Source organism: Variovorax ginsengisoli (assembly GCF_030811835.1).
GTDB classification, from domain to species: domain Bacteria; phylum Pseudomonadota; class Gammaproteobacteria; order Burkholderiales; family Burkholderiaceae_C; genus Variovorax; species Variovorax ginsengisoli_C.
In genome coordinates, this window is sequence record NZ_JAUSRO010000010.1 from 37240 (window position 1) to 54254 (window position 17015).

Annotated in this window: 13 protein-coding genes; 11 read left to right on the top strand and 2 right to left on the bottom strand. The window is 68.5% G+C overall.

The window, feature by feature from the left end; all coding sequences use genetic code 11:
- The first annotated feature begins 8 nt into the window (after positions 1-8).
- The 10 genes from J2W36_RS16145 to J2W36_RS16190 all read left to right on the top strand — a co-directional run bounded on the left by J2W36_RS16145 (position 9) and on the right by J2W36_RS16190 (position 14137).
- Complete coding sequence (locus J2W36_RS16145) at positions 9-1172, top strand: ABC transporter substrate-binding protein (protein ID WP_307690775.1); 1164 nt, start codon at positions 9-11, stop codon at positions 1170-1172.
- Between the two features lie 262 nt (positions 1173-1434).
- The gene (locus J2W36_RS16150) at positions 1435-2307 is read left to right on the top strand and encodes a branched-chain amino acid ABC transporter permease (RefSeq protein WP_307690776.1); all 873 of its coding nucleotides are present in this window, start codon (positions 1435-1437) and stop codon (positions 2305-2307) included.
- Position 2308: 1 nt separating this feature from the next.
- On the top strand, positions 2309-3385 hold the full coding sequence (locus tag J2W36_RS16155) for a branched-chain amino acid ABC transporter permease (protein WP_307690777.1): 1077 nt from the start codon (positions 2309-2311) through the stop codon (positions 3383-3385).
- 112 nt (positions 3386-3497) lie between these two features.
- On the top strand, positions 3498-4301 hold the full coding sequence (locus tag J2W36_RS16160) for an ABC transporter ATP-binding protein (RefSeq protein ID WP_307690778.1): 804 nt from the start codon (positions 3498-3500) through the stop codon (positions 4299-4301).
- A 61-nt stretch (positions 4302-4362) separates the two neighbouring features.
- Complete coding sequence (locus J2W36_RS16165; protein ID WP_307690779.1) at positions 4363-5136, top strand: ABC transporter ATP-binding protein; 774 nt, start codon at positions 4363-4365, stop codon at positions 5134-5136.
- 2 nt (positions 5137-5138) lie between these two features.
- On the top strand, positions 5139-6995 hold the full coding sequence (locus J2W36_RS16170) for an AMP-dependent synthetase/ligase (protein ID WP_307690780.1): 1857 nt from the start codon (positions 5139-5141) through the stop codon (positions 6993-6995).
- Between the two features lie 32 nt (positions 6996-7027).
- Positions 7028-8206, top strand: coding sequence for an ABC transporter substrate-binding protein (locus J2W36_RS16175; RefSeq protein ID WP_307690781.1), 1179 nt, complete (start codon positions 7028-7030; stop codon positions 8204-8206).
- Positions 8203-9387 (top strand): lipid-transfer protein, encoded by a 1185-nt coding sequence (locus J2W36_RS16180; RefSeq protein WP_307690782.1) that lies wholly within the window; start codon positions 8203-8205, stop codon positions 9385-9387. The genes J2W36_RS16175 and J2W36_RS16180 overlap by 4 nt, the downstream gene beginning before the upstream one ends.
- Before the next feature lie 46 nt (positions 9388-9433).
- Positions 9434-12208 (top strand): winged helix-turn-helix domain-containing protein, encoded by a 2775-nt coding sequence (locus J2W36_RS16185; RefSeq protein WP_307690783.1) that lies wholly within the window; start codon positions 9434-9436, stop codon positions 12206-12208.
- A gap of 141 nt (positions 12209-12349) precedes the next feature.
- Complete coding sequence (locus J2W36_RS16190; RefSeq protein WP_307690784.1) at positions 12350-14137, top strand: acyl-CoA dehydrogenase C-terminal domain-containing protein; 1788 nt, start codon at positions 12350-12352, stop codon at positions 14135-14137.
- 10 nt (positions 14138-14147) lie between these two features.
- On the opposite strand, the gene J2W36_RS16195 is transcribed toward J2W36_RS16190, so the two are convergent.
- The gene (locus tag J2W36_RS16195; RefSeq protein WP_307690785.1) at positions 14148-14600 is read right to left on the bottom strand and encodes an ester cyclase; all 453 of its coding nucleotides are present in this window, start codon (positions 14598-14600) and stop codon (positions 14148-14150) included.
- A 148-nt stretch (positions 14601-14748) separates the two neighbouring features.
- Here J2W36_RS16195 and J2W36_RS16200 point away from each other — a divergent pair, with 148 nt between their 5' ends.
- Complete coding sequence (locus J2W36_RS16200) at positions 14749-16305, top strand: class I adenylate-forming enzyme family protein (protein ID WP_307690786.1); 1557 nt, start codon at positions 14749-14751, stop codon at positions 16303-16305.
- Between the two features lie 25 nt (positions 16306-16330).
- Here J2W36_RS16200 and J2W36_RS16205 read toward each other — a convergent pair whose 3' ends face one another.
- The gene (locus J2W36_RS16205) at positions 16331-16924 is read right to left on the bottom strand and encodes a TetR/AcrR family transcriptional regulator (RefSeq protein WP_307690787.1); all 594 of its coding nucleotides are present in this window, start codon (positions 16922-16924) and stop codon (positions 16331-16333) included.
- Between the last annotated feature and the right edge of the window lie 91 nt (positions 16925-17015).

The following is a 17015-nucleotide window of genomic DNA, read 5'->3' on the forward strand; positions in this document are numbered from 1 at the left end:
AGACACCCATGAGAATCAAGAAGACCGCCATCGCCGCACTCTGCCTGGCCTGCACCGGCTGGGCGTTACCTGCACTGGCGCAGCAGCAGGGCGTGACCGACACCGAGATCGTGATCGGCGACATCCTGCCGCTGACCGGGCCGCCGGCGCTGCTGGGCGTGGCGCACAACATCGGCGTGAAGCTCGCCGTGGCCGAAGCCAACGCCGCCGGCGGCATCAACGGCCGCAAGCTGCGGCTGATCTCGGAGGACGACGGCTACGTGGTCTCGCGCACCATCCAGGGCGTGCGCAAGCTGGTCACGGTCGACAAGGTGTTCGCGCTGACCTCGCTGTCGGGCAGCGGGCAGGGGCAGGCGGCGCTGCCGCTGGTCAAGGAGCTGGGCGTGCCGGCCATCAGCACCATCAGCTTCTCCGACGACCTGCACACGCCAACGGTCAGGAACGTGTTCGTGTTCGGCACCAAGCATCCGCTGGTGGCCGAGCAGCTGACCGCCGCGCTGGCCAGCCGCTACCCCGGCAAGAAGTGGGCGGTGGTGACGCAGGACGACGAATACGGCGACCTGTCGCGCCAGGGCTTCGAGGCCGCGCAGAAGGCGAAGAAGCTCAATGTCGTGTCGACCGCGGTCTACAAGAAAGGCCAGGTCGACTTCTCCTCCGAGATGCTGCGTGCCAAGGACGCCGGCGCCGAGGTCCTGTACGCCGGCGGCGTGGTCGGCGAGAACGTCGCCATGGCCAAGGAACTGGAACGCCTGGGCCTGAAGATTCCGATGGGCATCTCGTACGTGTCGCGCGTGCCGGTCGCGCTCAAGCTCATGGGCAGCGCGGGCGACAACGTCTACGTGCTCGACTACGTGGTGGCCGAGGAGAGCGACAAGGGCAAGGCCTTCCTGGAGAAGGCGAAGGCGCTGCTCAGCCCGGACGACTTCGCCAAGGTCAACCGATTCACCTTCACTGGCTACGCCGGCGCGAAGACGATGTTCGAGGCCTTCAACCGCTGCGGCAAGGCGCTGACCTGGGCCTGCACCGTGACCCAGCTCGACGGCCTCAAGGACTTCGACACCGGCGTAATGTCGTCGCCGGTCTCGTTCAGCCCGACCAACCACCTCTCGCTGCAAAAGCTGGTGCTGCTCCGGGCGAACCCCGCCACGCTGTCCTTCAAGCCTGTCGACTGACGCGGGGCGCGTGCCGCGCATGCGCTCGCCGATGCGTCTCGCCCGCAGCCCGTCGCCGACAAGCGCCGGGCTGTTTTTTCTGGTGAGGCGGCGCTACGGGAATACGCGCACGCAGGCGCGCCATGGATCGTCGGATCGGACGATTTCCAGCGCGGTCCGGGTCCTTAGCTTAGGGTGGTCTGCACGGCGCCCGTCGTGCAGCACCCAAAACGACGGCCAGAGCTTCGCCGAAGCCTCTGGCACCCATCGAAGGAGACCTCGTTTGCTGCTGCAAATCATCGTCGCAGGACTGGCGCAGGGTTGCGTCTACGGGCTCATCGCGCTCGGGTTCGTGCTGATCTACAAGGCCACGGAGACCGTCAACTTCGCACAGGGCGAATTGATGATGCTGGGAGCCTTCGCGGGCTTTGCCTGCATGGGTGTCTTCCACCTGCCGTTCTGGCTGGCGGCCGTGCTGTCGGTGCTCGCGATGGGCGTCTTCGGCGTGCTGGTCGAGCGGCTCGTGATCCGGCCGGTGCTGGGTCAACCGGCCTTCTCGATCGTCATGCTGACCTTCGGCATCGGCTATGTAGCTCGCGGTGCGATCACCATGGTGCCGGGCGTGGGCACCGATACGCACACGCTGGCCGCGCCCTACAGGGGTGCTGCCTTCAACGCAGGCGGCGTGGTGCTCGCCGGCGAGCAGTTGGTGGTGATCGCCGCCACCGCCCTGCTGTGCGGCGCGCTGTGGCTGCTGTTTCGCTTCACCCGCATCGGCATCGCCATGCAGGCGTCTTCGCAGAACCAGCTGGCGGCCTGCTACATGGGCATTCCCGTGCAGCGCCTGAACGGCCTCGTCTGGGGACTCGCGGCGGCGGTGGCCGCGGTGGCCGGGCTGCTGCTGGCACCGATCACCTTCGTGCACGTGAACATGGGCTTCATCGGCCTGAAGGCCTTTCCCGCGGCCATCGTGGGCGGCTTCGGCAGCCTGCCGGGCGCGATCGTCGGCGGCCTCGTGATCGGGCTCGTGGAGTCGATGTCGGGCTTCTACCTGCCCGAGGGCTTCAAGGACGTGATGCCGTACGTGGTGGTGCTGCTGATGCTGGCGGTCAAGCCAACGGGCCTGTTCGGCGGCCGTGCGAGCAAGAAGGTCTGAGATGCGCTTCCTCTTCAAGACCGGTTACGACCAGGACATCGACCTCGCGCGGCACGGCGGCCAGCGCTTCTGGTACGGGCTGCTCATGCTCGCGCTGTTCGCCGCGCCGTGGGTGCTGCCCGACTATTGGCTCGCCCAGCTCGTGTTCATCTTCATCTATGCGATCGTCGCCGTGGGCCTGATGCTGCTGGCCGGCTTCACCGGGCAGTTCTCGATCGGTCACGCGGCCTTCATGGGGGTCGGTGCCTACACCGAGGCCTACCTGATCGCCAGGGGCTGGCCGTTTCCGCTGTCGCTGGCCTGCGCCATGGCCCTGTCCGCGGCGGTGGGCGTGATCGTCGGCCTGCCGGCACTGCGCGTCAAGGGCATGTACCTCGGCATCGCCACGCTGTCCTTCGGCTTCATCGTCGAGGAAGTGCTCGCGCGCTGGGACAGCGTGACCGGTGGCAATGCGGGCCGGACGGTGCCAAGCCCGTCGATGTTCGGCTGGACGCTGGACGACGCCACGTCCTTCTACTTCCTGTGCCTGGTCTGCATGCTGGGCAGCACGCTGGCGGTGCTGAACCTGCTGCGCTCGCCGACCGGGCGCGCGTTCGTGGCCATCCGTGATTCTGAGATCTCGGCGCAGAGCATGGGCATCCAGCTGGCGCGCTACAAGTCGATGTCCTTCGCCATCTCCGCGGCGCTGGCGGGCCTGGGCGGGGCGCTGTATGCGCACAAGATCCAGTTCATCTCGCCCGACCAGTTCAGCCTGGTGCAGTCGATCGACCTGCTGCTGATGGTCGTGATCGGCGGCCTCGGCTCCATGCACGGCGCCTTCCTGGGGGCCATCTTCCTGATCGTGATGCCCCAGCTGATCTCTCTGGGCAAGGGGGTGCTGCCGCCCGTGATCGGCGAGGCCGCCGGCCTCCAGGGCGTGGTCTACGGCGTCGTGCTGATCGCCTTCGTGATGCTCGAGCCCATGGGCCTGTACGGCCGCTGGCTCAAGGTGCGCACCTGGCTGGAGCTCTACCCCTTCTACCGGCGCGGCATGTTCAAGCGCCAGAAGTCCTTCCAGAAATCGGAGCGGCTGAAATGAAACCCACCCCCGATGCGCCTGCGGCGCTTCCCCCTCAAGGGGGCGCACCCAGCGGCCTGGCAAAGCCAGTTCCGCGGGTGCCCTGGTACGGGCCGCGCTATGGAGAACTGAAATGAGCGACGTGATGCTTTCTGCCCGCGACCTGAGTGTGCGCTTCGGTGGCGTGCTGGCGGTCAACCAGGTCAGCTTCGACGTGCAGCGCGGCGAGGTGTTCACGCTGATCGGGCCGAATGGCGCCGGCAAGACGACGGTGTTCAACCTGATCAGCCGCATCTACGCGCCGACTGCCGGCTCCCTCGCGTTCGAAGGCCGTGCGCTGGCGGAGGTCCCGCCGCACGGCGTTGCGGCGCTGGGCATTGCGCGCACCTTCCAGAACATCGAACTGTTCGAGCATGCGACGGTGCTGCAGAACCTGCTGATCGGCCGGCACATCCATCGCGCGACCAGCGTCTGGAGCGAGCTGTTGTTCACGCGTCGGGTGCGTGCGTCCGAGCGCGAGACGCGGCGCAAGGTGGAGGAGGTCATCGACCTGCTCGACCTGCAGCACTACCGCGACGCGCTGGTCGCCGGCCTGCCGTACGGCGTGCGCAAGGTGGTGGAGCTGGCACGGGCGCTCTCGACCGAGCCGAAGCTGCTCCTGCTGGACGAACCTTCGTCCGGCCTCAACGTCGAGGAAACCGGCGACATGGCTTTCTGGATCCAGGACATCCGGCGCGAGCTCGGCGTGACCGTCCTCATGGTGGAGCACGACATGGGCCTGGTGTCCAAGGTGTCCGATCGCGTGCTGGCAATGAACCAGGGCGAGGTGCTCGCGCTCGGCAGCCCGGCCGAGGTGCAGGCCGATCCGGCCGTGGTCGAGGCCTACCTCGGTACGGTGGACGACGTGGCGTCGCTGCGGCGCGAGGTGGTGGCATGAGCGCCGCCCGGCCGCCCGAAGGCGCTTGCACCGTAGCCCGCCGAGGGCGGAGGTTTTCTCAATGAACGAAGCGATCCTGGCCCTGGCCAACGTCGAGAGCGCGTACGGGCCGGTCAAGGCCATCCGCGGCGTCAGCCTGACGGTGGCAGAAGGCCGGATCGTCACGGTGCTGGGCTCCAACGGCGCGGGCAAGACGACGATCCTCAAGACCATCTCCGGCATCATCGATCCGCGCAAGGGCAGCATCCGCTTCCGCGGCGAGGACATCACCGCGCACGAGCCGAGCGAGGTGGTGCGCCGCGGCCTCAGCCACGTGCCCGAGGGCCGCGAAGTGTTCCCACTGCTGTCGGTGCACGACAACCTGCTGATGGGCGCCTACACGCGGCGCGACCGCGACGGCGTGGCGCGGGACATGGAGACGGTGTTCGGCTACTTCCCGATCCTGCGCGAGCGCGCCCGGCAGGACGCGGGGCTGCTCTCCGGCGGCCAGCAGCAGATGCTGGCGATCGCCCGCGCCATCCTGGCCGGGCCGGCGCTGATCCTGCTGGACGAACCCAGCCTCGGCCTGAGCCCCCGGCTGACCAAGGAGATCTTCGAGATCGTCGTGCGCATCAACCGCGAGCGCGGCACCACCATCCTGCTGGTCGAGCAGAACGCCAACATGGCGCTCAACGTGGCCGACCACGGGTATGTGCTGGAGAACGGCCGCATCGTGATGGAGGACACCTGCGAGCGCCTGCGTGAGAAGGACGACATCAAGGAGTTCTACCTCGGCATGAAGGAAGCCGGTGCGCGCGGCGACCGGCGCTGGAAGAAAAAGAAGAACTGGCGGTAGACATGGCGAATCTCTGGAATCTCGATCAGTTCAAGCCGCGTCACGACATCGTGATGCCGGGCGACACGATCCCCGCGATGTTCTGGAACGCGGTGGCGCGGCGCGGCGACACGACCCTCATGCGGCAGAAGGATCTCGGCATCTGGCGCAGCTGGAGCTGGAACCAGGTCGGCGCGGTGGTGCGCGACCTGGCGATGGGTCTGGCTGCGCGCGGCCTTCAGCCGGGCGACTGCGTGTCGATCCTGTCGAACACGCGCATCGAATGGGTCTGGTGCGACCTGGCGGTGCTGTCGGCCGGCGGCGTCGCCAACGGCATCTATCCGACCGATGCCGCGGCGCAGGTGCAGTTCCTCTGCGAGGATTCGTCGACCCTGCTGGTCGTCGTCGAGGACGAGGAGCAGCTCGACAAGGTGCTGGAAGCCCGCGCGCGGCTGCCGCGCCTGCGCGGCATCGTCGTCATCGACCCCAAGGGCCTGAGTGGGTTCGACGATCCGATGGTGACCACGCTCGACCAGCTTCGCGCCGAAGGCCAGGCCTTCGACCGCGCGCATCCGGGCGAATTCGAGCGGCGCTGCCAGGCCCGCCATGCGGGGGACCTCGCGATCCTGATCTACACCTCCGGCACCACCGGCAAGCCCAAGGGCGCGATGCATTCGCACCGCAGCCTGCTGACGGCGGTACACGGGCAGAACACCACGCTGCCGCAGGACGAGCGCGACGAGCGCATGTGCTTCCTGCCGCTGTGCCATGTGGCCGAGCGGGTGACTGGGCTGTATGCCTCGCTCTACACCGGCACGCGCATGAACTTCGTCGAGAACCCCGACACGGTGCCTGAGAACGTGCGCGAGATTGCGCCCACGGTGTTCGGCGGCGTGCCCCGGCTGTGGGAGAAGTTCTATTCGGCCGTGACGATCTCGGTCAAGGAGGCGGGTGCGGTGCAGCAGGCACTGTACGCCTGGTCGTTGTCGGTCGGCCATGCGGTGAGCGACCGCGTGCTGCGAGGCGACCGGGTCGGCCCGTGGCTGCGGCTGAAGTACCGCATTGCCGGCATCGCATCGCTCGACAACGTGCGGCGCTTCATTGGCATCCACCGCTGCCGCTTCCTGGCGACCGGTGCGGCACCGATCGCCCCCGAACTGATCCGCTGGTATCTCGCCCTCGGCATCCCGATGCTCGAGGCCTGGGGCCAGACCGAGTCCTGCGGCATCTCCACCGCGATGCCGCCGCGCGGCATGCGGCTGGGCAGCATCGGCGTCGCCAGCCCCTACAACGAGGTGCGCATCGACGAGGCCACCGGCGAACTGCTGGTGCGCGGGCCCAACGTGTTCATGGGCTACCTGAACCAGCCCGAGAAGACAGCCGAGACGATCGATGCCGACGGCTGGTTGCACACCGGTGACGTGGGCGTGGCCGATGCGGACGGCTACTTCCGCATCACCGACCGCATGAAGGACATCATCATCACCGCGGGCGGCAAGAACATCACGCCGAGCGAATGGGAGAACGAGCTGAAGTTTTCGCCCTATGTGACCGATGCCGTGGTCATCGGCGACCGGCGCGCCTACCTGACGGCGATCGTGATGATCGACCAGGAGAACGTCGAGAAGTACGCGCAGGACCACGACGTGCCTTTCTCCAACTACGCCAGTCTGACCCGCGCCCCGGAAGTGCTGGCCCTGATCCAGGCCGAGATCGACAAGGTCAACGCGAAATTCGCCCGCGTCGAGCAGATCAAGAAGTTTTTCCTGCTGCAGACGCAGCTGGGCGCCGAGGACGAGGAGCTCACGCCCACGATGAAGCTCAAGCGCAAGCTGGTGCAGACCAAGTACGCCGATCACATCGAGGCGATGTATTCCTGAAGCCACACCATCATCAACCAAGGAGACACGGCATGAAGCTCAGTCGCACATCGGTACTTCTCGCGGCGCTGCTCGCGCTGACGGCCCCGGCCGCCATGGCCCAGCAGCAGGGGGTGACCAAGGACGAAGTCCTGGTCGGCACCATCCTGGACCTGTCAGGGCCGCTCGCCGGCTACGGCAAGGACCTGCGCAACGGCATGAACCTGCGCATCGCCGAGGCCAACGAGCAGGGCGGCGTCAATGGCCGCAAGATCAAGTTGCTGATCGAGGACAACGGCTACGACCCGAAGCGCGCGGTGCTGGCCGCGCAGAAGCTGGTCACGCAGGACAAGGTTTTCATCATGGCCGGCTTGCTCGGCACCGCGAGCAACAACGCCGCGCTGCCGGTGCTGATGCAGCGTGGTGTCATCAACTTCTTCCCGATGGCACTCGCACGCGACATGTACGAGCCGGTCAACAAGCTCAAGTTCGCCTTCGTCTCGTCCTATGTCGAGCAGATGGTGAAGGCCGTGCCCAGGCTCTACCGCGACAAGAAGGCGACCAAGGCCTGCACCATCTACCAGGACGACGAGTTCGGCCTGGAGGTGATGCGCGGCGCCGAGCAGGGCCTCAAGACGATCAACGTCGAGTTCGCCGAACGTACCACCTACAAGCGGGGCGCCACCGATTTCTCCTCGCAGGTCGCGCGCATGAAGGCCGCGAACTGCGACTTCATCGTGATGGGCACGCTCATCCGTGAATCGGTCGGCACCATCGCCGAGGCGCGCAAGCTGGGCTACAACCCGACCATGATCGCCTCGGTGTCGGCCTATACCGACCTGATCCCCAAGCTCGGCGGCAAGGCGATGGACGGCTTCTACGCCACCATGAGCGCCCAGCATCCCTATGAGGACGATGCGTCGGCGCCGCTGCGCTTCTGGGCCAACAAGTACCGCACGAGCTCCGGCGATGCGCCCTCGGTGTTCTCGGTGTACGGCTACGTGATCCTCGACCGACTGGTCAGTGCCATGCAGAAGACCGGGCCGAACCTCACGACCGACAACCTGGCCAAGGCCATGGAGTCGATGCGCGTGCCGTCCGACATCTTTGGCATGCCCGAGATGAGCTGGTCTGCGACCAACCACCTGGCGTCGAGCGAGTCGCGCCTGTCGCAGCTACAGGACGGCCGCTGGAAGGTCGTCCTGGACTACGCACAGATGAGCGCCAAATGACCCGCGCCGTGCACGTGGCCGGCGTCGGCATGATCCCTTTCGCCAAGCCAGGCGCCAGCGACCCATACCCGCTGCTCGGCGCACGGGCGGCGAAGGCGGCGCTGGCCGATGCGCGCGTCGACTACCAGCGCATCGAGCAGGTCTACGCCGGCTTCGTCTACGGCGATTCCTGCAGCGGCCAGGCGGCGATCTATCACCTGGGCCTCACCGGCGTGCCGGTGATCAACGTCAACAACAACTGCGCCACCGGCTCCACCGCGCTCTACCTGGCGCGCCAGGCGATCGCGAGCGGGGCGGCCGAATGCGTGCTCGCGCTGGGCTTCGAGCAGATGCAGCGCGGCGCGCTCGGCGTGCACTATGCCGACCGGCCCGATCCCTCGCAGCGCTTTCTCGATGCGATGCAGGCGACCCAGGGCACCGACCCGCAGGCGCCGATTGCGGCGCAGCTCTTCGGCGGCGCGGGCCGCATGCACATGCAGCTCTACGGCACGCAGCCCGAGACCTTCGCGCGCATCGCGGTCAAGGCGCGCCGGCATGCGCAGCACAACCCGAACGCCATCTTCCGAGCGCCGCTCACGCTCGACGAGGTGATGGCGTCGCCGCCGGTGTTCGATCCGCTCACGCGGCTGCAGTGCTGCCCGCCGACTTGCGGCGGTGCCGCAGCCGTGCTGTGCTCCGAGGAGTTCGCGAGAAGGCACGGGCTCGACCTGAGCGTGGTCATCCAGGCGCAGGCCATGACGACCGATGGCAACAGCAGCTTCGACGAGAGCGACATGCGCAAGCTGGTCGGCTACGACATGGCACGCCACGCCGCGCGCCAGGTGTACGAGGCGGCCGGCATCGGACCCGAGGACATCCCGGTGGTGGAACTGCACGACTGCTTCACGGCCAACGAACTCATCACCTACGAGGCGCTGGGCCTCGCACCCGAAGGCGGGGCCGAGCAGTTCATCGCGGACGGCGACAACACCTACGGCGGCAAGGTCGTGACCAACCCTTCCGGCGGGCTGCTCTCCAAGGGGCACCCGCTGGGCGCCACCGGGCTGGCGCAGTGTGCCGAACTGGTATGGCAACTGCGCGGGCAGGCCGGTGCCAGGCAGGTCGAGGGCGCGCGCCTGGCGTTGCAGCACAACCTCGGTGTCGGCGGCGCCTGCGTGGTGACGCTGTATGCGCGAACCTAGGGATGCCCCAATGCCGATTTCCGCAGGCCGGGCGTAAGCTCGTGCCATGTTCGAGCCTCGTCTCCCGACCGCCCCCATGCAGTTGATGCCGCTGATGCCGCGGCGTGAAGCGGGCCTGGCCGCACCGCTGGCCGCCAAGCTCGCCGCGCCGCAGCCGACGCCCTTCGAGGTTGCCCGCACCGAGGTCTGCGAGGCCATTTTCAACGCGGGCGCGGCCAAGCTCGTGCTGCTGCGCGCGCCCGCCGGTTTCGGCAAGACCACCGTCATGCTGCAGGTGCGGCGCCGCTTCGACGAAACCGGCCTGCCGACCGCCTGGCTCACGCTCGACCGCGCAGACAACGACGTGGGCCGCTTTCTCGGCGTGCTGGCCGCGGCGCTCGATGCGCTGGTGCCGGGGCTGGCGCGCGCCGCGTCGGCCATCGAGGGCGCGGGTCCGGACGACATGGCCTTCGCGCTGATCGATCGCGTGGCCGCGCATCCGGTGCCCTTCGCGCTGTTCCTCGACGACTTCGAGGTACTGCAGAGCCCGGCGGTGGTGGGGCTCGTCAACGAGCTGATCGAGCAACTGCCACGCGGCGTGCAACTGGTGGTCGGCTCGCGCGGCGTGCCCGAGCTGAGCCTGGGCCGGTTGCGCGCGCGCGGCCGGTTGCTGGAGGTGCAGCCCGCGCAGCTGCGCTTCTCGGTGGCCGAGGCCGATGGCTTCCTGCGCCAGCGCCGCGGCCTGGCGCTGGCGCAGGAAGACGTGGTGCGCCTGCACCGCAGCACCGATGGCTGGGCGGCGGCGTTGTGGCTGGCCTCTGTGTCGCTCGAGCACCGCGAGGAGCCCGGCCGTTTCATCGCCGGCTTCTCGGGCTCGAACGCGGCGGTGGTCGACTACCTGGTGGAGGACGTGCTTTCGCGCCAGACCGACGACGTGCGCGGCTTCCTGCTGCGCACCAGCATCCTGGGCGATCTGAGCGCCACGCTCTGCAACGTGATCTGCGCGCGCACCGACAGCGCCGCCATGCTGCACGCGCTGGACCAGGCCAACCTCTTCCTCATTCCCGTGCAGGCCGATGGCGGCGGCTACCGCTACCACGCGATGTTCGCCGAGTTCCTGCGGGCCGAGTTGCTGCGCCAGCACCCGCAGGAAGTGCCTGAACTGCACCGAGCGGCATCGCGATGGTTCCTCGACCAGGGGCGCCCTGTTCCCGCGATCGAGCACGCGCTGGCGGCACAGGACCTGTCGCTGGCAATGCCGCTGCTGACCACGCACGCGCAGGGGCTGCTCGACCAGGGCCGGGTGCGGCTGCTGTCGCGCTGGCTCGATCCATTGCTCGAAGGTGGCGCGCTCGATGCCCATCCGGTGCTGCAGGTGGTGCATGCCTGGGCGGTGTGCTTCGCGCGCGGGCCGCGTGCCGCGGCCACGCTGCTCGACCGGCTCGAAGCGCGTGCCGACCCGTCGGCGGAGGTCCGCGCGCACCGCGAAGCCATGCGCCCGCTGTTCATGGTGCTGACCGACCGCATCGACGAGGCGATGCCGCTGGCCACGGCACTGCTCGACGGCCTGCCGCAGAGCGTGGCTTTCGTGCGCGGCTTTCTCCAGGTGGTCCTGGCCAATCTGGCGATGATCGCCGGGCGCTACCACGAGGCGCTGCGCTTCGCCGATGCCGTGCGCAGCCACCGGCCCGAGCACACCAGCAGCTTCAATTTCACGCTGTCCGACGCGGTCGAAGGCGCGGTGGACCTGACGCAGGGGCGCCTGCGCAAGGCCATTGCGCGGCTGAAGCTGGCCGTGAGCGCCGGCACCGTCGATGCGTCTCGCGCCACCAACGGCAATGCGATGGCCGGTGTGCTGCTGGCGGAGGCGCTGTACGAGGCCGACCAGTGCGCGCAGGCCGAGCGCCTGCTGGCCGTGTACATCCCGCTGATCCGGCGCGTGGGCATTCCGGACCAGCTGATCATCGCGCACGTTGTGATGGCCCGCATCGCCCACAGCCGTGGCGACGGCGACCGCGCGCAGCAGCTGCTGACCGAGCTCGAGCACATCGGCCACCGTGACAGCCTGCCGCGGGTGGTGGCATCGGCGCGGCTGGAACGCGTGCGCATGCTGGTGGTCGAGGACCGGCTCGCGCGCGCACGGGCCGAACTCGACCGCTGCGGCGACAAGCTCCTCTGGGCCCGGGTGTCGCAGCTCTCGTTGCGCGCCAACGAGGTCGAGACGCATGAACTGGCGCTGGCGCGCTGGTCGGTGCACAGCGGCCACGCGGCCGACGTCGTGCACAGCCTGCGCAGCGAACTCGATGCGGCCGAGCGCGCCCAGCGCGAGCGCCGCGCGCTGACCCTGCGACTGCTGCTGGCGCAGGCGCTCTACCGCGACGAGCAGCGCAACAAGGCGATGCGCGTGCTGGCCAAGGCGGTGCGCTTCGCGGCGGCTGAAGGCTATGTGCGCGCCTTCCTCGACGAAGGGCGTCTGCTGCTGGCGATGCTGCGCGAGCTGCGCGCGGTGCCCACGGTGCTGCTGGAAGAGGGCGGTGACGCGGCAACCGCCTTCATCGACCAGTTGTTGCGCGACGCGGCGCCCGCCGGTGCGCAGCCGGTGGCCAGCGCGCCGTCGCGCCAGCCCGTGACGGCGGCCGGTGCCAGCGAGCTGCTGACGCGCAAGGAAGTCCAGGTGCTCGGGCTCGTGGCCGAGGGCCTGTCCAACGACGAGATGGCCGAACGCCTGTTCGTCGCCGAGACGACGGTGCGCACCCATCTGCGCAACATCAACGTCAAGCTCGATGTGCGCAACCGCATGGAAGCGATCGCGGTCGCACGCCGCTGCGGCGTGCTGGCCTGAACGCCTGACCCACGGGCCGCCTTCGCGCCTACCGCGCGGCGGCGATCTCGTCGGATGCGCCGATTCTCCCGCCGTCCCGGCTGCGGACACTGCGCCGGAAGAATCGCCTGCGCGGTGCAGCGCGACGCCGGAGACACACCCATGCTTTCCTTCCATCCTCCGCTGCGTGACATCGCCTTCGTGATGCACGAACTCCTCGACGCGGACGCGTTGATCGGCGCATTGCCCGGTGGCGACGCCTGGGACCGCGCCACCATTGCCCAGACGCTGGAGGCCGCGGGCCGTTTCGCCGTGCAGGAACTGCTGCCGTTGAACGCGACGGGCGACCGCGAGGGCTGTGCCTGCAGCGCCGACGGCGTCCGGCTGCCCTCGGGTTTCGCCGACACCTACCGGCGCTATGTGGAAGCCGGCTGGCCTACGCTGGGCTGCGTGGGGCGCCTGGGCGGCCAGGGCGCGCCGTCGATCGTGCAGATGGCAATGTTCGAACTCTTCAATGGCGCCAACCCGGCCTGGTCGATGATCCCGGGCGCGGTGCGCGGCGCCTACCGCCTGCTGCTCGCACACGGCTCGGCCGAACAGCAGGCGCACTACCTCACGCGCATCGTCTCAGGCGAATGGACCGCGACCATGGCCATCACCGAGCCCCACTGCGGCAGCGACCTGAGCCTGATCCGCACACGGGCGGAGGCGGCCGCCGATGGCAGCTTCCGCATCCACGGGGCCAAGCTCTTCATCACCGGCGGCGACCACGACATGGCGCCCAACATCGTGCACCTGGTGCTCGCACGCCTGCCCGACGCACCGCCCGGCGTTGCGGGCATTTCGCTGTTCCTGGTGCCGAAGTTCCTGTCGGAAGGCAACGGCCTGGCCGCGACGCGCAACGGCATGCATGCGACCGCGGTCGAGCACAAGATGGGCCTGAACGGTTCGCCGACCTGCGCGATGAGCTTCGAGGGCTCGACAGGCTGGCTTGTCGGCCAGCCGAACGAGGGCCTGCGCAACATGTTCGTGATGATCAACTCCGCGCGCGTGGCCATCGGTGCGCAGGTCGCCGGCATGGGGCAGGCCGCCTTCGACAGTTCCCTGGCCTATGCGCGCGAGCGCCTGCAGATGCGTGCGGCCTCCGGCACGCGCCGGCCCGACCTGGTGGCCGACCCGATCGCCGTGCATGCCGACGTGCGCCGCATGCTGCTCACGCAGCGTGCGCATGTGGAGGCGGCCCGGATGTTCGTGTCCTGGATGGCGCTGGAGCTGGACTGCGAAGCCGCCCATCCCGACGCCGCGCGCCGCCGCGAAGCCGCCGACACCGTGGCGTTGCTGACGCCGGTGTGCAAGGCTTTCCTCGCGGAGAACGGCACCACCGTCGCGCAACTGGCCATCCAGGTGTACGGCGGCCATGGCTATGTGCGCGACAACGGCGTCGAGCAGATCGTGCGCGACGTGCGCGTGGCGCAGATCTACGACGGCACAACGGCCATCCAGGCGCGCGACCTGCTCGGGCGGAAGATCCTGCCCGATGGCGGCCGTGCGCTGGGCCGGTACGTCGCCACGGTGCGCGCGGAGGCCGGCGCCGGCATGGCGCCGGAGTTCGCCGCGCCGCTGAATGCCCTGTGCGACGAGGTCGAGCGCCTGACGGCCGTTGTCGCCGAGGCGGCCAGTGGCAACGCCGACGTGGTGGGCGCCATCGGCTGCGACTACCTGCGCGTGATCGGCCACCTGGTCTGCGGCCAGCTGTTCGCGCGGGCGGCGACGCGGGCGCGGCGTCAGATCGATGCCGGCACCACCGACCCCTTCTATGCGGCCAAGTGCGCCACCGCGCGCTTCTACTTCGCGCGCCTGCTGCCAGAAGCCCATCACCACGCGGCACTGGCGCGCACGGGGGTGGCGGGGCTTTCCATGGAGTGCGACGGAGCGCAGCTGTTTGCCTGAACGTGGCCGCTCAGGCGGCCGGCTTCGCGATCCCCAGCTGCCGCATCAGCGTGAGCAGGTCGTAGTAGTCGCGGTGGTAGCTGATCTCCCCGCGTGCATTGGCGCGGCAGATCGCGACGCCGGGGATCTCGTAGCGCTTGTTCGCCACCGGATAGACCACCCCGTCGATGCGGATCGGGCCGTCGGCCAGGCCGCTCCACAGCCATTCGAGCGCGAAGCCGTCGGCCGTGCCGCATTCGCTCAGGTACTCGATCTTGAGTTCGCTCGAGAACGCGTGCATGAACTTCGAGAAGCGCATGATCTCCTGGCGGCCGTCGTAGCTGTGCTGATAGCTCGACTCGACGTAGCGGCCGTCCTCGCTGAAGTAGGTGGCGAGCAGGGCGGCATCGCCACTGCTCCAGACCTCGCCGTACGCGGCCATGAAGCCGGGCTGGCCATAGGGAATTACTTGGGGTGTCTGCATGGGCTGGTCTCCAATGTCGTTGATGTGTGTCGAACTCGACACTTCGATTGTTCGGAGGCAGCTGCGCCGAGATTTCGTCGGATCAGACGATATGGCAGCGCCGGCGTGCACAGACACTGCGGCCTCGTATCGACACGAAGAGACAACCATGCATCTGACCCAGGCCTTGCACAAGGCGCGCCGTGAACACCCCGACCGCACCGCCGTGGTGTGCGCGATGCGCCGCACCTCCTATGCCGAACTCGCCGACCGTGTCGAACGCCTGGCCGGCGCGCTGCAGGGACTGGGCGTGCAGGCAGGCGACCGGGTGGCCCTGCTGGGCCTCAACAGCGATCGTTGTCTCGAGGTCTGTTACGCGACCTGGTGGGCCGGCGGGGTGATCGCGCCTGTCAATTGCCGCTGGAGCGTGGAGGAGATCGCGTTCTCGCTGATCGACAGCGGCACCCGCGTGCTGGTGGTGGACGACGCATTCACGCCCATGGTGTCGGCGCTGCAGGCGCGCGTGCCGGACCTCGAGACCGTGATCCATGTCGGCGACGCACCAGCGCCTGAGGGTGGGCTGTCGGGCGAGGCCTTGATCGCTGGCGCTGCGCCCGTGGCCGATGCGCACCGGCAGGGCGACGCCGCCGCGGTGCTGTTCTACACGGGCGGCACCACCGGCCGGTCCAAGGGCGTGCTGCTCTCGCACGGCGGCCTCTACACCACCACGCTGGCGTCGATTTCCATCGGGCAGCGCGCGCCCGGCGTCGCCTGCCTGCACGCCTTGCCGATGTTCCATGTGGCTGGCCTTGCGATGATGCTGCAGGCCATGGTGGCGCAGGACACGCAGGTCATGCTGCCGGCCTTCGACCCGGCCGCCTTCATCGAGTTGATCGAACGCGAACGCGTGGCGGAGGTGGCCCTGGTGCCCACCATGATCCGCCGCCTGATCGACCATCCGGCACTCGCCGGCCGCACGCTCGACAGCCTGGAGCGGCTCTACTACGGCGGCTCGTCGATCGACGGCACGCTGCTGGAGCAGACCATCGCACGGCTGCCGCGCGTCGGTCTGACGCAGTTCTACGGCATGACCGAGACCTCCGGCATCGCGGTCGCGCTGCCGGCGTGGTGCCATGGCGAGGAAAGCCGCGCCCAGGGGCGGCACCTGGCGGCCGGGCTGCCGACCGCCTGCATGGAGGTCCGCATCGCGCGGCCCGACGGCAGCGAATGCGCACAGGGGGAGGTCGGGGAAGTCTGGCTGCGCGGCCCCGGCGTGATGCTGGGCTACTGGAACCTGCCCGAGGCGACCGCACAGGCGCTGCAGGACGGCTGGATGCGCACCGGCGACGGCGGCCGTGTCGATGCCCAGGGGCTGCTCTACATCCTCGATCGGCTCAAGGACATGATCATCACCGGCGGGGAGAACGTCTATTCGACGGAGGTCGAGAACGCGGTGCTCTCGCTGCCCGGCGTCGCGCAGTGCGCCGTGCTCGGCGTGCCGGACGAGGCTTGGGGCGAGCGGGTGCATGCGGTGCTGGTGCTGCAGCCGCGCGCGTCGGTCGACGCGGCGGCGGTGATGGCGCACTGCAAGCGGCTGATCGCCGGCTACAAGTGCCCGCGCAGCATCGAGTTCCGCACGGAACTGCCGGTGTCGGGCGCCGGCAAGCTGCTCAAGTACAAGCTGCGCGAGGCCCACTGGGCAGGCAGGGCGCGCCAGGTCGCCTGACGCACGCGGACCCGCGCAGGCCTTTTCAGGCCTTTTCCGCGAGGAAGCCGGTGAGGAACAGGCGCGAGATCCGCTCGCACAGTTCCTGCGGCTTCATCGTGCCGCCCGGCTTGTACCAGGTGTCGGTCCAGTTGAGCATGCCGACCAGCAGCATGGTGTAGGGCTTGTAGGCATCATCGGGAAGCTTCGGGTTCAGCTCCCGCAGCATGTCGGCCACCAGCCCGGTGACGCGCGTTTCGAGCTGCAGCAGCGGCGCCTGCAGGTTCTTGGGCAGGAACTTCAGGTCGTTCATCGCGCTGAGGTGGCGGCGACGCGACTGCGCCGACTTCTGCGCGTACGCCTGCACGAAGTTGCCGAAGCGCTGCGCCGCCGGGCCAGGCTGCGCAGCGATCTCCTCGATGTTGGCGATCAGGTTTTCCAGATGCTCTTCGAGCATCGCGAACAGCAGGTCGTCCTTGGCCGGAAAGTAGTGGTAGAGCATCGACTTCGATGCACCGCAGGCCTTGGCGATGTCCTGCATCTTGGCATTCGGATAGCCCACCTTCGCGAACAGGCTGGCGGCACTGTCGAGGATGGACTGGGTCTTCGCATCGTAGTCGTCGGCGCGAACGCGTGGCATGTACTTCTCTCGCTGGAATCTTCGGGGCCTGCCGCAGGCAGGTGCAAGGCGGCCGATGGTAACTGCTGCGATTCCTGGCGGTTGCATCGAT

What these genes read in the sequence shown, in the direction of transcription:
- J2W36_RS16205 (WP_307690787.1), bottom strand. Translation starts at nt 16,924, where the DNA reads ATGCCACGCGTTCGCGCCGACGACTACGATGCGAAGACCCAGTCCATC.
- J2W36_RS16165 (WP_307690779.1), top strand. Translation starts at nt 4,363, where the DNA reads ATGAACGAAGCGATCCTGGCCCTGGCCAACGTCGAGAGCGCGTACGGG.
- J2W36_RS16190 (WP_307690784.1), top strand. Translation starts at nt 12,350, where the DNA reads ATGCTTTCCTTCCATCCTCCGCTGCGTGACATCGCCTTCGTGATGCAC.
- J2W36_RS16155 (WP_307690777.1), top strand. Translation starts at nt 2,309, where the DNA reads ATGCGCTTCCTCTTCAAGACCGGTTACGACCAGGACATCGACCTCGCG.
- J2W36_RS16195 (WP_307690785.1), bottom strand. Translation starts at nt 14,600, where the DNA reads ATGCAGACACCCCAAGTAATTCCCTATGGCCAGCCCGGCTTCATGGCC.
- J2W36_RS16200 (WP_307690786.1), top strand. Translation starts at nt 14,749, where the DNA reads ATGCATCTGACCCAGGCCTTGCACAAGGCGCGCCGTGAACACCCCGAC.
- J2W36_RS16180 (WP_307690782.1), top strand. Translation starts at nt 8,203, where the DNA reads ATGACCCGCGCCGTGCACGTGGCCGGCGTCGGCATGATCCCTTTCGCC.
- J2W36_RS16170 (WP_307690780.1), top strand. Translation starts at nt 5,139, where the DNA reads ATGGCGAATCTCTGGAATCTCGATCAGTTCAAGCCGCGTCACGACATC.
- J2W36_RS16160 (WP_307690778.1), top strand. Translation starts at nt 3,498, where the DNA reads ATGAGCGACGTGATGCTTTCTGCCCGCGACCTGAGTGTGCGCTTCGGT.
- J2W36_RS16145 (WP_307690775.1), top strand. Translation starts at nt 9, where the DNA reads ATGAGAATCAAGAAGACCGCCATCGCCGCACTCTGCCTGGCCTGCACC.
- J2W36_RS16175 (WP_307690781.1), top strand. Translation starts at nt 7,028, where the DNA reads ATGAAGCTCAGTCGCACATCGGTACTTCTCGCGGCGCTGCTCGCGCTG.
- J2W36_RS16185 (WP_307690783.1), top strand. Translation starts at nt 9,434, where the DNA reads ATGTTCGAGCCTCGTCTCCCGACCGCCCCCATGCAGTTGATGCCGCTG.